The organism is Pseudomonas khorasanensis, assembly GCF_014268505.2.
GTDB lineage: Bacteria > Pseudomonadota > Gammaproteobacteria > Pseudomonadales > Pseudomonadaceae > Aquipseudomonas > Aquipseudomonas khorasanensis.
Genome location: NZ_JABWQP020000001.1, coordinates 75,103 through 89,325, shown reverse-complemented (window position 1 = coordinate 89,325; position 14,223 = coordinate 75,103). Strand labels below are relative to the sequence as shown.

Below are 14,223 nucleotides of genomic sequence, written 5' to 3'. Positions count from 1 at the left end.
CCTGGGGATCTGCGCTTGCCATTGGTCAAGCCGTCTTAAGGATGGACGTCCACGGCGCGGCAACAGTTCGTTTTTTTAACCCCGACCGTTCCCCATTGACCGTTGCGCCATCGATGGCACCGTCAGGCCATTGGCGGTGTTTCAACGATCGAGCAGCGAGCGCAGTTTGCGCAGCAGATCAATCGGCGCGTAGGGCTTGGCGATCAATTCGAACTCGTTATCAGCCAGTTCATTGCGCTGCGATTTATCCTCGCAATACCCTGTTGTCAGCAATATCTGCATGGACGGGTAGCGCTTGCTGATTTCCCGCGCCAGCGCCAGTCCATCCATCTCGCCCGGCATGACCAGATCGGTGAACACCAACTCGTAGTCGCCGCTGTCCAGCATTGCCAGCGCCTGGGCCGCGTCCGCGGCCGTTTCCGTTCGGTAGCCATGATCGGACAACACCAACCGGGCCAGCTCAGCGACTTCGGCACGATCCTCAACGATCAGAATACGTTCCGTGCCCCTGAGCTTTTCCGAGCCTGACGGCGCCCCTGATTCCCATAATTGATTGTCGTCGGCAGGAAAGAACAAGCGCACGGTGGTGCCGAGCCCCGGTGTGGATTCGATTCGGACGGTGCCCCCGGATTGTTTGACGAACCCGTAAACCATCGAGAGCCCGAGGCCGGCGCCGTTACCCTCCTCTTTGGTCGTGAAGAACGGCTCCATCACTTTTTCAAGATGTTGGGCGGCAATGCCCGCGCCATTGTCGGCGATGGCGATACACACGTAGCGCCCCGCAGCCAGCCCGGCCTGGTGCGAATCCGTCGCGCTCGGGACTTCGACGTTGCGGGTCTGCACGATAATCGCTGGCTGCGGGTGATGCGCCAGCGCGTCCCGGGCGTTTGACAGCAAATGATTCAGCGCCATTTCGGCGTGTACCGGGTCGAGGCGGCAATTCCACAGATCGTCGGCCAGTTCGAATCGCGGCTCCAGATCAGGGGACTCCTGCGAAGGCAGCGTCGATCGCTCCAGCAGTGCATTGAGATTGATGACCCGCCCTTCCAGCCGCTGCCGTCGCGAAAAAGCGAGCAAGTGCTGTGTCAGCAGGCGCGCTTTTTCCGCCGCCGCCCGAGCGTGCCCGGCGCCGACCACGATGCGTTGCGGATCGGCGTTCGGCCGCTTGGCGGTGTGCTGGATCAGCTCGATGTAGCCGATCATCACCTGCAGCAGATTGTTGAAATCATGCGCAATGCCGCCGGTCAACTGACCCAGCGCTTCCATGTTTTCGGTGTAGCGCAAGCCGTCCTCGGCATCGCGACGGCGGCTGACGTCCATTTGCGAGGCAAAGAAATAGACAAGTTGCCCGCGTTCATTGAATAACGGCGCGATAAACACTTCGTTCCAGAACGATGAGCCGTCCTTGCGATAGTTGATCACTTCCACGCAGGTTTCGTGCTGGTTTGTCAGCGCTTGCTTGATCTGCTGCAATGCGTCGGGGTCGGTTTGCTCACCCTGCAGGAGCCTGCAGTTGCGCCCGATGACTTCTTCCAGCTCATAGCCAGTGAGTTCAAGAAACGCATTGTTGGCAAACACGATAGGGTTATCGGCCTGCGCAGGGTCAGTCACGATCATGGCCATACGGCTGACCTGCACCGCCGCGAAGAACAGATCTTTGCGGTTCTGTGAAATGACGGCCACATCGGCGCTGTCGACGATCGGCTTCGATTTTCTTGGCAAGTGAACCTCCGTTAAGGACATCCCGTTTCGCTGAGACCGTCTTCATCGCCCGGAGTGCCAAGGCCGCACGCGCAGAGGGCAGATCTGTGACCAATGCCGTAAAACATTCATTGATCCGAACCGCGACCTTGACTGTCGAAAGCACACAGAGATCCGCTGCACACGGCTGTCACCGTTCGTCAGCCTGCGCTTACAAATCCGGACCGTAAGGGGGAATCACCGTGGACCTGTTGTTTCTTGGCACCTCTGCAGGCGTGCCGACCCGCCAGCGCAATGTCAGCGCGACTGCCTTGATCGAGGCGTGCGGCAAAGGCTGGTATTTGATTGATTGCGGTGAAGGCACGCAACATCAGGTGCTGCGCACACCTCTGTCGCTGAGCGAGCTGCGGGCGATATTCATCACCCATGTACACGCCGACCACTGCCTGGGCCTGCCGGGCTTGCTGGCGAGTACAGGTATGTCCGGGCGCACGCGGCCGCTGGACATCATCCTGCCGACAGCCTTGCATCCCTGGCTGACGCTGAGCCTGGCGGTGACGCACTCGCATCTGCCGTTCGAGATCAATCTGCATGCCGTGGAAACATTCACTGGATGGGGCAACGTCAACGTTCAGGTGCAAACCGTCGAGCTGTCGCACCGTGTGCCGTGTCATGGTTATGTGTTCACCGAGTCCGACCCTGAACCACGTCTGGACGTGCAGCGACTGGACGCCGAAGGCATTGAGCGCGGGCCGCTGTGGGGCCAACTGGCCCATGGACAGGATGTGCACTATGCCGGCCGCTGGCTGCGTGCGCGGGATTACCTGCTCAAGGCGCGTCCGGATCGACGCATTATTGTCTGTGGCGATAACGATCACCCGGCACTGCTGGCGGACGTGGCACAAGGGGCCGATGTGCTCGTGCACGAAGCGACATTTGTGCAAGCGGCTATCGATCACATCCGGGCCAATTACGGCCACAGTAGCGCCGCCGCCGTCGCCGGTTTCGCCGAAGCCGTCGGTGTTCGTAACCTGGTGCTGACGCATTTCAGCGCGCGCTATCAGGCCAACCCGGCGCTGAGCCCGTCGATAGAAGATGTCCGCAGCGAGGCGGCTGCGCTTTATCACGGCCAGTTGATTCTTGCGCGGGATCTGCAGCGCTATCACTTCGATCGCTCAGGTCATTTGCAACCCGTGGCGATCGAGCGAAAAACACTGACTGCCGTCCCGTAGAGCGATACCGCGTCCGCCCGGCTGGCGGACGGACGCTGGTGGGCCGTGTTATTTCTTGGCTTCTTTATCCGGATCCGCCGAGCGTACCAGGAACGCCTCGGTCAGTTGCGGCAGATGCTGAAGCAGCCATTCAGCCATGGCCACTTCCTGCGGCAAAATCGACTCGCAGGCTTTTTGCGTCTGGGTATCCCCCGCCGCCTTGGCTGCTGCGATCAGCACGGTGTAGCTGGCGATTTCCATGTTTTCGAAGACGTAACCGGACATGGCGCCCTTGATCACCTCGTCGCTCATCAAGGACCCGCCAACGGCCTGACCGAACGCCATCAACTTGCCGCCCAGGTCCTTCATCGTCGATGAATCGCCCCCCAGGCGTTGCAGGCATTCATCGATCAGTTTCTGCTGGCCGAGGGTTTCTTCGATGTGCTGGTCAATCCGCGCCTTGAGCTGTGGATAGTGCTCCAGACGCTTGGATTGCGCCTTGAGCATCTGCTCGGCCTGTTGCTCCATGGCGTGGGCGTCACGCAACCAGTCGAGCAGGTTTTCCTGTGGAGTAGCCATTGTCGAATCCTCTTCTTGATGAGTTCACAGTAATCAGCCGCGACGCGCCGCTGGTGTTGGGCGCGCCCGGCATCGGGGCTTGCGTGTTACAGCTCTGGTTTGAGCTGAGCGCCGGAGCCCAGATCCGCACCGGTGACCGGATCGCTGTTTGGGTCGGACATCGTGCGCATTTTCATGTTTTCCAGCAGCGCTTCGTCGGCGCTGTCCAATTGCACGGTGGCCAGACCGTCGCCGCCGTCGACCGCTGGGCCGGGGTTTTCGACAAACTCCCATTCATCACCCTGATTCCACGGGCCGCGCATGCTTTCGGTGCCTTGCGACATGTTGAAGTAGACGTTGGTGAACTCAGGCATGCCTGGCAGCTTGCCTTGTGGGAAGTTTGGTTGAATCGAGTGCAGGGCTTTTTCGAAAGACAACTGGTGAGCGATCTCGCGGGTCATTAGAAACCCCAGCGCTTCTTTCACGCCCGGATCATCAGTCACGTTCATCAAGCGTTCGTACACGATCTTGGCGCGTGCTTCGGCAGCGATGTTGGAACGCATGTCGGCGGTGGGTTCGCCAATGGTATCGATGTAAGCCGCGGTCCATGGCACGCCAGCCGAATTGGTCAGCGGCGAACCGGCACCGTACAGCAGGCTGGTGATGTGCGAATCATTGCCGGCGCCATTGAGTGAGCGATACAACTCGCCTTCCTGCTCGACGCCTTCCGCCATCCGCCCCTTGGCGCCCTTGTTGAGCATGACGATGATTGAGCCAATGACCTCAAGGTGACTGAGCTCTTCGGTGGCAATGTCCATCAGCAGATCTTTGCGTCCTGGATCATCCTCGGACAGAGCTTGGGTGAAATAGCGCTGGGCAGCAGCCAGTTCACCGTGCGCGCCGCCGAATTGCTCCAGCAACAGATTGGCCAGACCAGGATTGGGCTCAGCCACACGAACGGTGTATTGAAGTCGCTTGTTATGTAAAAACATGACAAATCTCCTCAGGCGGATAGACGTGGCAAGTTGTGGGTTAACAGCCTGCCTACCCTTTTGTGAAGCGTTGTCTTTGGAGAAATTTCAAAAAGTTTTAAGGAACAGGACAAATGGTTTGAACCGGGCCAACAAGCGAAACGGCCGCTTTGTACGGCCATTTCCCCAGATTGGGTTGCCTTGGACGGTGTGGTTTCTAACGCAGCAGATGCACCACCAATCCGACCAGTGCGCAGCCCAGCAACACCTGAATAACCCCGCGCTTGAAGCGAAACAGTGCAATCGCCGCTGTAATGGCGATCAGGGCCGAAGGCCAATCCAGGCTGGCGCTGAAGCCCTGCGGCCAGAGCACGTGATAACCAAAGAAACACGCCAGATTAAGGATCACGCCAACCACGGCGGCGGTGATGGCGGTCAGCGGTGCGGTGAATTTGATTTCATCGTGGGTCGATTCCACCAGCGGACCGCCCGCAAGGATGAACAGGAATGACGGCAAAAAGGTAAACCACGTTACAAGCGCAGCGGCGACCGCCCCGGCGAGAAACACCTGATCCGCACCGAACACCTGCGAGACGTAAGCCCCGACAAAACCGACAAACGCCACCACCATGATCAGCGGCCCGGGCGTGGTTTCGCCGAGCGCCAGCCCGTCGATCATCTGCGTCGGTGTCAGCCAGCCGTAGTGGCCGACCGCGCCCTGGTAGACATAAGGAAGCACAGCGTACGCTCCGCCAAAGGTCAGCAAAGCGGCCTTGGTGAAGAACCAGCCCATCTGCGTCAGCGTGCCCTGCCACCCAAACAGAGCGGTCAACGCCGCCATGGGAAGCGCCCAGAGCGCGGCACCGATCAGGGCGAGCAACGCCAGTTTCATCCAACTGAAGCGGGCATGCGGCGGAGACGGCGTATCGTCATCGATCAACGCCGGGCCGAAAGACTTCTTTGCCGCGCTGTGGCCGCCAGCCCTGAATTTCTCGGGCGCCAGACGACCGCCGAAATAGCCAATCACTGCCGCACCCAACACGATCAACGGGAACGGCACGTTGAATGCAAAGATCGCCGTAAATGACGCCGCCGCGATCACCCACAGCCAATTGTTCTTCAGTGCTCGCGAGCCGATGCGATGGGCCGCCTGCACAACGATGGCCGTCACCGCCGGCTTGATCCCGTAAAACAGACCCGCCACCACAGGCACTTCACCGAAAGCGATGTACAGCCACGAAAGGAAAATCAGGATGAATAACGAAGGCAGTACAAACAGCGCCCCGGCAATCACCCCGCCCCAGCTTCGATGCATGAGCCAGCCAATATAGGTCGCCAACTGCTGGGCCTCAGGGCCCGGCAGCAACATGCAGTAGTTCAGCGCATGCAGAAACCGTCGCTCGGAAATCCAGCGCCGCCGCTCGACCAGCTCTTGGTGCATGATCGAAATCTGCCCGGCCGGCCCCCCGAAACTGATAAAGCCCAGCTTGAGCCAAAACCAGAACGCCTCGCGCAGACTGACCGCTTGCGGCCTCAGCCCCTCATCTGATTCCAACGGCTGAACGTCACCCATCACGCTGTTCCTTTATGTGCAGTCGGCAGGTTGTACCCGAAAAGCACGACGAACAAAACGCCAGAAACGAAAAAGCCCCCGTAATCAGTAACGATTACGGGGGCTTTGTCTTGTTCAATAATGGCGGAGAGATAGGGATTCGAACCCTAGGTACCGGTGAAGGTACAACGGATTTCGAATCCGTCCCATTCGGCCACTCTGGCATCTCTCCAACGGCGCGCATCATAACAACACTTTCGCGGGTTGCGAACCCCCCAAGCGAAATTTTTTCCGTGCTATCAGATGCTTGCGTCGATTAAAGCGGTACGCCCAGACGCTTGGCGACTTCTTCGTAGGCTTCGATGACGTCACCGAGGCCCTGGCGGAAGCGATCCTTGTCCATCTTCTTCATGGTGTCCTTGTCCCACAGACGGCAGCCGTCCGGGCTGAACTCGTCGCCGAGGACGATGGAGCCGTCGCTGAACACGCCGAATTCAAGTTTGAAATCGACCAGCAGCAGGCCGGCGTCGTCGAACAGTTTGCTCAGGACTTCGTTGACCTTGAGCGACAGTTCTTTCATGCGAACCAGTTGCTCGGCAGTGCCCCAGCCAAATGCCACGACGTGGGATTCGTTGATGAACGGGTCGCCCTTGGCGTCGTCCTTCAGGAACAGCTCGAAGGTGTACGGGTTGAGCTTCATGCCCTCCTCGACGCCCAGGCGCTTGACCAGGCTGCCGGCCGCGTAGTTACGCACGACGCATTCGACCGGGATCATGTCGAGCTTCTTCACCAGGCACTCGTTGTCGCCCAGCAGTTTGTCGAATTGGGTCGGGATGCCGGCCGCTTCGAGTTTCTGCATGATGAAGGCGTTGAACTTGTTGTTCACCATGCCCTTGCGGTCGAGCTGTTCGATGCGCTTGCCGTCGAACGCCGAGGTGTCGTTGCGAAACAGCAGGATCAAGCGGTCAGCGTCGTCGGTCTTGTAAACCGATTTGGCTTTGCCGCGGTAGAGTTCTTCACGTTTTTCCATGATGGGCTCCGCTTGCTAAGTAGGTGGGCTAGGCGATGTGGCGCCAGTCGAGCCCTGAATCTTGATCGGCCAGTTGCAGCCAGTCCGGGTCGCACCCGAGGGTGTCGACAAAACATTGCCGGGCCAGCTGCGGCATGTTGTTCTTGCTGCTCAGATGGGCCAATACCAGGTGTTGCAAACCCTGCCAGCCCAACTCGGCCACCAGGAAAGCCGCCTGATGGTTGTTCAAATGTCCCAGCTCGCCGCCCACCCGCTGCTTGAGAAAGTAGGGGTAGTGACCACGGGCCAGCATGTCGCGGCAATGGTTAGACTCGATCATCAACGCATCGAGGTCACGATAGCCATCCAGCACCCGCTCGCAGTAGGAACCCAGGTCGGTCAGCAGGCCGAAGCGCCGCTGTTCGATGTCGCTGAATACGTACTGGGTCGGTTCCTGCGCATCATGGGACACGGCAATGACCCCGATGCTCAGAGAGCCAATCTGCAGTTGCTCGCCACCGGCCAGAAAGCCTGCGGGTTCAATCGGTTTGCGCATCCCGCGCAGTGTGCCGCGGCTGAGGTAGACCGGCAGATTGTAGCGCCGAGACAGTAAACCCACGCCATGCACGTGGTCGGCATGTTCGTGGGTTACGAGTATCGCGCTCAGTTGCGCCGGGTGAACCCCGAGGCGCAACAGGCGTTTTTCGGTTTCCCGCAGGGAAAAACCACAATCCACCAGCACATACGTATCAGCACTGGCGATCAGCGTGCCGTTCCCTTGGCTACCGCTGCCGAGAACGGCAAAACGCATATCGGATCAGCCCAGGTTGTCCTGAATCACGCTCAGCACTTTACGCGCGACATCGGCCGGCGCGACGGTGTTGATGTTTTTCTCGACGGTGACCTGGATGTTCTCGCCCACCTTGCTCAGGCGAACCTGATAACGCTCGGCGCGGGCTTCGACTTCTTCCTTGCTCGGCGCGCTGCCAAACAGGCTGCTGAAGAAGCCAGGCTTGTCGTCTTTCTTCTCGGCTTTTTCAGCCAGGTTGATGTAGTACAGGCCCAGGCTACGGTTGATGTCTTCAACGCGCCATTCGCCTTGTTCCAGCGCACGGCCGACGCTCGACCAGGCACGGTCCAGATCGGTACCGACGTTCAACACCGGGTTGCCGCTGCCGTCTTCGCTGAGGCTGACGCGGCTCGGCGCGTCGAAATCACGCGACGCCAGCATCGACACCGAACCGCCCTTCTCGGCAGTGCGGCTCATGCTCGCGAGCATGTCGTCGACCAGCGCAGCGTCCAGGCCAGTGTTGACCGAACGGTTGGTGAAGGCCACGTCGGCAGTGCTGCCGGCAGGCCGTTCGGCGCTGACTACGTAGATTTCACTGGTGTTGCGCTGCACGCCCGGCTCGATGCGCACGCGCACGCGGGTTTCGCTGTCGCTGGCGATACCGGCCGAACTCAGACGCTTGGCCATCGAGGCGGACAGCTCGTCGGAGTGCTGCCAGGTAGTGGTGAATTCGCCGGTCTGTGGACGCTGCTCATCCAGACGGAAACCGTTGTCCTGGAAGAATTGCAACGCCACTGGCCAGACTTCGGCCGGCGGATGCTGCGCCACGACCCAGCGCGAATCACCGCTCTTCTGCAGCGAGTAATCGCTGGCATCGGCAACCGCCGACAAAGGCTGAGGACGCGGAACAATGTATTCGCCCGAGGCGGTGTCATCAGCCACGTTGCGCGGGATCGGCAACAGCGGATCGAGACGCTTGGAGGTGTTTACATCCGGTGGCAATTGCATCGGTGCAGTTTGTTGCGCCTGCAGGTAATCGCTTCCACGGTCGCGGAAATAACCTTCCGGCCCCCAGACCCATCCGCAGCCACTGGTGCTGGAGATAATCAAGGCAAGTGCGGAAAGTCCGGCCATTCGCTTCATGCGGTGTATTTCCTCAGTTAAACCAGGACGCTGCACTGGCGCAGGGCCAAGCGAAGCGTTTCGTGACAAGGTGTGCTCAGCCAGGTCAGTGGCAGGCGGATGCCTTCGTGCATCAGGCCCATTTCGACCAGAGCCCACTTCACCGGAATCGGGTTGGCTTCGATGAACAGGTCTTTGTGCAGCGGCATCAGTTTTTCGTTGATCGCCCGTGCGGTGTCGGCGTCGCCCTTGAGCGCGGCCTCGCACAGATCGGCCATTTCACGCGGCGCGACGTTGGCGGTGACGGAGATGTTGCCTTTGCCGCCCAGTAGAATCAGCTCGACCGCGGTCGGATCATCGCCGGACAACACGATGAAATCCTTGCTCACGCCATCGATGATCGCTTTGGCACGCTTGAGGTCGCCGGTGGCTTCCTTGATGCCGATGATGTTCGGCACGGTGGACAGGCGAATCACGGTCTCGGCCTGCATGTCGCAGGAAGTGCGGCCGGGAACGTTGTAGAGAATCTGGGGAATGTCGACCGCTTCAGCGATGTGCTTGAAGTGCTGGTACAGACCCTCCTGGGTCGGCTTGTTGTAATAAGGCACCACCAGCAGGCAGGCATCGGCGCCGGCGGCCTTGGCGTTGCGGGTCAGCTCGACGGCTTCGCGGGTGGAGTTGGCCCCGGTGCCGGCGATGACCGGAATGCGCCCGGCAACCTGTTTGACCACGGCTTTAATGACGGCGATGTGCTCTTCTACATCAAGGGTTGCCGACTCGCCGGTGGTGCCAACGGCGACGATGGCATGGGTGCCATTCTTGAGGTGGAAGTCCACGAGTTTGCTGAGGCTGTCCCAGTCAAGACGCCCTTGTGCATCCATGGGAGTGACCAGTGCCACCATACTGCCCGCAATCATGAAACCGCTCCTGCCGGAAAAAGAGAGCGGTAATGGTACTGGCGCCAAGATGCTTGCACAAGCGAAGTACTGCGCCGCCGCCATTCCCCTTGGCGTCGCTTTTCGCTACCCTTCAGACTTTGATCGGTACAGATCAGCGTGTACGCCGGGTTTCAGCCTCCCTTTTCGGCCTCCCAGGCCCCGTTCCTGCGTCGCACCGACGCGCTCCCGCACAGTGGAGCGAGCCGCGAGCGCTGACCGGGGCTCTTCATACGGAACGCCAGAACAGGCATTCCCCGGCCACCATGCCCGTCAACCTACCGACCGCTCATCGCTTTAGGAATGCTGCATGTCCACCCCCACAGTTCGCGAACAATTCCTTGTCATCAGTGCCCTCGGCGCCAACCCCATGGAGCTGACTAACGTCCTGTGCCGCGCCAGCCATGAAAACCGCTGCGCCGTGGTCACCTCCCGCCTGACCCGCCACGGCGAGTGCAGCGCGCTGGTCCTCGAGATCTCCGGCAGCTGGGACGCCCTCGCCCGACTGGAAGGCAGCCTGCCTGGGCTGGCGAAAAAACACGCCTTCACCGTCAATGTGGTGCGCAGCGCACCTTTGGAAAATCGCCCGCAGGCGTTGCCCTATGTGGCTTACGTCAGTTCGGCGTATCGCCCGGACATTATCAATGAGCTGTGCCAGTTCTTCATGGATCACAACGTCGAGCTGGAAAACCTGACCTGCGATACCTATCAGGCTCCGCAGACCGGCGGCACCATGCTCAACGCCACATTCACCGTGACCCTGCCGGCCGGCACCCAGATCAGTTGGCTGCGTGATCAGTTCCTGGATTTTTCGGATGCGATGAACCTGGACGCACTGATCGAACCCTGGCGCCCACAAAACCCAATGTAAGGAAGCTTTAATGGCCGTCGTCATCGACCAACCGGTTGCAGATTTCGAAGCCCCTGCCACCAGCGGGCAGACCTTCAGTCTGTCTGCCCTGAAGGGTAAGCAAGTGGTGATTTATTTTTATCCGAAGGACAGCACGCCGGGCTGCACCACTCAGGGTCAGGGCTTTCGCGACCAGTACGCGGCATTCCAGGCAGCCAATACCGAAGTGCTCGGGATTTCACGCGACAGCCTCAAGTCCCACGAGAACTTCAAAGCCAAGCAGGCATTCCCTTTCGAGCTGATCAGCGACAAGGACGAAGCGGTCTGCCAGTTGTTCGACGTGATCAAGTTTAAGAAGCTGTATGGCAAGGAATACCTGGGCGTGGATCGCAGCACTTTCCTGATTGACAAGGACGGCGTGCTGCGTCAGGAATGGCGTGGCGTGAAAGTGCCGGGGCATGTTGATGCTGTGCTGGCGGCGGCTGAGGCTTTGAATAAGGCCTGATGTTTTTGCGTGTAGTTAAATACGCCTTCGCGAGCAGGCTCGCTCCCACATTGGAATGCAATCAACTGTGGGAGCGAGCCTGCTCGCGAATAGCTTCTCTACAAAACCGGATCAACCGCTAAAGCAGCGGCGCTACCGCCGGCTCCTTGCGTGGCCACGCATCCAGCACTGCCTTGAACAGGGTCGCCAGCGGGATCGCAAAGAACACGCCCCAGAATCCCCACAGGCCGCCAAACAGCAACACCGCGCAGATGATCGCCACCGGGTGCAGATTGACCGCCTCCGAGAACAACAGTGGCACCAGCACGTTGCCGTCCAGTGTCTGAATGATTCCGTAGACAGCCATCAGATAGATGAACTGGTCACTCCAGCCCCACTGGAACAGTGCGATCAGCAGCACCGGCACCGTCACCACCACGGCACCAACATACGGCACCACCACCGACAGTCCGACCAGCAGCGCCAACAGTGCTGCGTAGTTCAGGCCCAAGGCGATGAACGCGATGTAGGTCACGCCGCCGCAAATGACGATCTCGATACCTTTGCCACGAATGTAATTGGCGATCTGCCGGTTCATTTCCTGGGCGACGCGGGTGATCAGCGCGCGCTCGCGGGGCAAATACCCGCGCACCCACTCGCCGATCATCGCCCGATCCTTGAGGAAGAAGAACACCAGGATCGGCACCAGCACCAGATAAATCATGATGTTCACCAGCAGCGGCAAGCTCGACAATGAGAAGGTCAGCGCCCACTGGCCAAACTTGCCGATCTCGCCCCGCGCCGCTTCGATGGCTTGCAGCACTTGTTCGTCAGACACCAGATGCGGGTAACGTTCCGGCAATAGCAGCAGCAGCGATTGCCACTTGGCGAGCATGCCCGGCAGTTCATTGAACAGCGTGATCAATTGATGCCAGAGCAGCGGCAGCACCACGACGATAAACAGCGTCAGGACGCCCATGAACAGGGCAAACACCAAGCCCACCGCCACGCCACCCGGCACGCGCAATCGCTCCAGAGTCACCACCAGACCCTGCATCAGATACGCCAGCACCATGCCCGCCAATACTGGCGCGAGCATTCCCCCCAGGGTGAGCACGGCGGTAAAGGCGAGAAACAGCAGCACCGCCAGCACCACGGCTTCTTCATCGGAGAAGTAGCGCTGAATCCAATCGCGTAACACTTTGAACATCAATAATCCCTTCGATTTTTAACGCGGTCGATTCAGGCTTTTTTCAACCAGTAACGGTAGACGCCAGCCTCGTCCTCTTCACGCAACAGCGCGTGACCGGCCAGCTTGGCAAAGGTACGGAAGTCGCGTTGCGAGCCTGCATCCGTGGCGATGACCTTGAGCACGGCGCCGCTCTGCAGTTTATTGAGTTCCATTTTTGCCTTGAGCAACGGCAGAGGACAGTTCAGGCCACTGGCATCCAGTTCCACGTCATGGGCTACAGCAGCGTCGGTCATGCGTCACTCCAGTTCGGGTTGTCGAGCTGCCTAGAATATCTGGTCGCAGCTTCGGTGTCCGGCTACAGTAAGGTCTTTGTCTTCTAAGGCTTTGTGCATGACTTTTCTGCGCCCTACCCTGCTGACGCTCGCTTGCCTGCTCGCCTCACCAGGCTTTGCCGACGATCTGCCGTCACTCGGCGACGCCAGTTCTGCCATTGTCTCGCCACAACAGGAATACCAGCTCGGTCGCGCCTGGCTGGCCATGCTGCGCAGTCAGGTTTCCCAGCTCAACGATCCGCAGCTCAAGGATTACGTCGAATCGAGCGTGTACAAGCTGGTCGAGACCAGTCAGGTCTCCGACCGACGCCTCGAATTCATTCTGATCAACAGCCCGCAGCTCAACGCCTTTGCGGCACCAGGCGGCGTGGTCGGGGTCAACGGCGGCTTGTTCCTCAACGCCCAGACCGAGGGCGAGTACGCTTCCGTATTGGCGCACGAGTTGGCGCACTTGTCGCAACGCCACTTTGCCCGCGGAGTGGAAGCCTCGCAACGCATGCAGGTGCCAATGATGGCCGCGCTACTGGCCGGCATCGTCATCGCTGCAGCAGGTGGCGGCGACGCCGGTATCGCCACCATCGCGGGCACCCAGGCAGCGGCGCTGCAAGAGCAACGACGCTTCTCGCGACAGAACGAACAGGAAGCCGACCGCATCGGCATCCTCAATCTGGAAAAGGCCGGTTACGACCCGCGTTCGATGCCAACCATGTTCGAACGCCTGATGCGCCAATACCGCTTCGACGCCAAGCCACCGGAATTCCTGCTGACTCACCCGGTCACCGAATCGCGTATCGCCGACACCCGCAACCGCGCCGAGCAGGCGAAACCGGGCGGCATCGAAGACAGCATGCGCTATCAGCTGATTCGGGCGCGGGTGCAGCTGATCTACGAGGAAACCCCGGGGCTAGGCGCCAAGCGCTTCCGCGCCTTGCTCGACGAGAACCCGAAAAACGATGTGGCGCGCTATGGCCTGGCCATCGCCCAGATCAAGGGCGGCCAGTTGAACGAAGCGCGCGAGAATCTCAAACAATTGCTGGCCAGGTCACCGAACGAGATCATCTATAACCTCGCTCAGGTCGACCTGGACATCACCAATAATCGCCTGCCTGATGCGCAGTCACGAGTGGACCGGATGCTGTCGCAATATCCGGGCAACTATCCGCTGAATCAGGTGCGCGTCGATCTTCTGCTGAAACAGAATCGTGCCGCCGATGCCGAGAAGGCACTGGACAGCTTGCTCAAGTCACGACCGGATGATCCGGACGTCTGGTATCAGGTCGCCGAAACCCGCGGTCTGTCGGGCAACATCATCGGCCTGCATCAGGCGCGCGCCGAGTACTTTGCGCTGGTGGGCGATTACCGTCAGGCGATCCAGCAACTGGATTTCGCCAAGCGCAAGGCCGGCAACAACTTCCCGCTGTCTTCGCGAATCGATGCGCGTCAGCGCGAACTGATGGAGCAGGAACGCATGGTCAAAGACATGATGGGCTGACTTGTTCTCGGCAAGACCAAAGCT

The 14,223-nt window shown here is 59.7% G+C and carries 14 protein-coding genes and 1 tRNA gene; 4 read left to right on the top strand and 11 right to left on the bottom strand.

Annotated elements, in window-relative coordinates:
• Nucleotides 1-141 precede the first annotated feature (141 nt).
• Nucleotides 142-1,722: a histidine kinase famiy protein gene (locus tag HU727_RS00455; RefSeq protein ID WP_264081964.1), complete on the bottom strand. Its 1,581-nt coding sequence runs from the start codon at nt 1,720-1,722 to the stop codon at nt 142-144.
• Between the two features lie 221 nt (nt 1,723-1,943).
• On the opposite strand from HU727_RS00455, the gene HU727_RS00450 reads away from it, so the two are divergent.
• Nucleotides 1,944-2,933, top strand: coding sequence for a ribonuclease Z (locus HU727_RS00450; RefSeq protein ID WP_186532194.1), 990 nt, complete (start codon nt 1,944-1,946; stop codon nt 2,931-2,933).
• A 48-nt stretch (nt 2,934-2,981) separates the two neighbouring features.
• Here the strand turns inward: HU727_RS00450 and HU727_RS00445 are convergent, their stop codons facing one another.
• The 8 genes from HU727_RS00445 to dapA form a co-directional block, all read right to left on the bottom strand.
• The gene (locus tag HU727_RS00445) at nt 2,982-3,491 is read right to left on the bottom strand and encodes a ferritin-like domain-containing protein (protein WP_186532195.1); all 510 of its coding nucleotides are present in this window, start codon (nt 3,489-3,491) and stop codon (nt 2,982-2,984) included.
• An 86-nt stretch (nt 3,492-3,577) separates the two neighbouring features.
• On the bottom strand, nt 3,578-4,462 hold the full coding sequence (locus HU727_RS00440) for a manganese catalase family protein (RefSeq protein WP_186532196.1): 885 nt from the start codon (nt 4,460-4,462) through the stop codon (nt 3,578-3,580).
• A 196-nt stretch (nt 4,463-4,658) separates the two neighbouring features.
• Nucleotides 4,659-6,014, bottom strand: a complete 1,356-nt coding sequence (gene chrA, locus HU727_RS00435) for a chromate efflux transporter (protein WP_186532197.1) — start codon at nt 6,012-6,014, stop codon at nt 4,659-4,661.
• Between the two features lie 121 nt (nt 6,015-6,135).
• Nucleotides 6,136-6,225, bottom strand: a tRNA-Ser gene (locus HU727_RS00430).
• Nucleotides 6,226-6,309: 84 nt separating this feature from the next.
• Nucleotides 6,310-7,023, bottom strand: coding sequence for a phosphoribosylaminoimidazolesuccinocarboxamide synthase (gene purC / locus HU727_RS00425; protein ID WP_186532198.1), 714 nt, complete (start codon nt 7,021-7,023; stop codon nt 6,310-6,312).
• A 28-nt stretch (nt 7,024-7,051) separates the two neighbouring features.
• Nucleotides 7,052-7,813, bottom strand: a complete 762-nt coding sequence (locus tag HU727_RS00420) for an MBL fold metallo-hydrolase (RefSeq protein ID WP_186532199.1) — start codon at nt 7,811-7,813, stop codon at nt 7,052-7,054.
• A gap of 6 nt (nt 7,814-7,819) precedes the next feature.
• A complete protein-coding gene (gene bamC, locus HU727_RS00415; RefSeq protein ID WP_186532200.1) occupies nt 7,820-8,935 on the bottom strand; it encodes an NlpB/DapX family lipoprotein in 1,116 nt (371 codons plus the stop codon).
• 17 nt (nt 8,936-8,952) lie between these two features.
• Nucleotides 8,953-9,831 carry a 4-hydroxy-tetrahydrodipicolinate synthase gene (gene dapA / locus HU727_RS00410; protein WP_186532201.1) on the bottom strand — a complete coding sequence of 293 codons (879 nt, stop codon included), beginning with the start codon at nt 9,829-9,831 and terminating at the stop codon, nt 8,953-8,955.
• A gap of 328 nt (nt 9,832-10,159) precedes the next feature.
• Between dapA and HU727_RS00405 the strand changes: the two genes are divergently transcribed.
• On the top strand, nt 10,160-10,720 hold the full coding sequence (locus HU727_RS00405) for a glycine cleavage system transcriptional repressor (protein ID WP_090282208.1): 561 nt from the start codon (nt 10,160-10,162) through the stop codon (nt 10,718-10,720).
• A 10-nt stretch (nt 10,721-10,730) separates the two neighbouring features.
• Complete coding sequence (locus HU727_RS00400) at nt 10,731-11,204, top strand: peroxiredoxin (protein WP_186532202.1); 474 nt, start codon at nt 10,731-10,733, stop codon at nt 11,202-11,204.
• A gap of 118 nt (nt 11,205-11,322) precedes the next feature.
• Here HU727_RS00400 and HU727_RS00395 read toward each other — a convergent pair whose 3' ends face one another.
• Both HU727_RS00395 and HU727_RS00390 read right to left on the bottom strand, forming a co-directional pair.
• The gene (locus tag HU727_RS00395; RefSeq protein ID WP_186532203.1) at nt 11,323-12,393 is read right to left on the bottom strand and encodes an AI-2E family transporter; all 1,071 of its coding nucleotides are present in this window, start codon (nt 12,391-12,393) and stop codon (nt 11,323-11,325) included.
• 32 nt (nt 12,394-12,425) lie between these two features.
• Nucleotides 12,426-12,668, bottom strand: coding sequence for a sulfurtransferase TusA family protein (locus tag HU727_RS00390; RefSeq protein WP_186532204.1), 243 nt, complete (start codon nt 12,666-12,668; stop codon nt 12,426-12,428).
• Nucleotides 12,669-12,765: 97 nt separating this feature from the next.
• On the opposite strand from HU727_RS00390, the gene HU727_RS00385 reads away from it, so the two are divergent.
• Nucleotides 12,766-14,199: a M48 family metalloprotease gene (locus HU727_RS00385; protein WP_186532205.1), complete on the top strand. Its 1,434-nt coding sequence runs from the start codon at nt 12,766-12,768 to the stop codon at nt 14,197-14,199.
• Nucleotides 14,200-14,223 lie beyond the last annotated feature (24 nt).

Excerpts from the sequence above, each read along its gene's own strand:
- HU727_RS00445 (WP_186532195.1), bottom strand. The coding sequence starts at position 3,491 with ATGGCTACTCCACAGGAAAACCTGCTCGACTGGTTGCGTGACGCCCAC.
- HU727_RS00440 (WP_186532196.1), bottom strand. The coding sequence starts at position 4,462 with ATGTTTTTACATAACAAGCGACTTCAATACACCGTTCGTGTGGCTGAG.
- chrA (WP_186532197.1), bottom strand. The coding sequence starts at position 6,014 with ATGGGTGACGTTCAGCCGTTGGAATCAGATGAGGGGCTGAGGCCGCAA.
- purC (WP_186532198.1), bottom strand. The coding sequence starts at position 7,023 with ATGGAAAAACGTGAAGAACTCTACCGCGGCAAAGCCAAATCGGTTTAC.
- HU727_RS00420 (WP_186532199.1), bottom strand. The coding sequence starts at position 7,813 with ATGCGTTTTGCCGTTCTCGGCAGCGGTAGCCAAGGGAACGGCACGCTG.
- bamC (WP_186532200.1), bottom strand. The coding sequence starts at position 8,935 with ATGAAGCGAATGGCCGGACTTTCCGCACTTGCCTTGATTATCTCCAGC.
- dapA (WP_186532201.1), bottom strand. The coding sequence starts at position 9,831 with ATGATTGCGGGCAGTATGGTGGCACTGGTCACTCCCATGGATGCACAA.
- HU727_RS00405 (WP_090282208.1), top strand. The coding sequence starts at position 10,160 with ATGTCCACCCCCACAGTTCGCGAACAATTCCTTGTCATCAGTGCCCTC.
- HU727_RS00400 (WP_186532202.1), top strand. The coding sequence starts at position 10,731 with ATGGCCGTCGTCATCGACCAACCGGTTGCAGATTTCGAAGCCCCTGCC.
- HU727_RS00395 (WP_186532203.1), bottom strand. The coding sequence starts at position 12,393 with ATGTTCAAAGTGTTACGCGATTGGATTCAGCGCTACTTCTCCGATGAA.
- HU727_RS00390 (WP_186532204.1), bottom strand. The coding sequence starts at position 12,668 with ATGACCGACGCTGCTGTAGCCCATGACGTGGAACTGGATGCCAGTGGC.
- HU727_RS00385 (WP_186532205.1), top strand. The coding sequence starts at position 12,766 with ATGACTTTTCTGCGCCCTACCCTGCTGACGCTCGCTTGCCTGCTCGCC.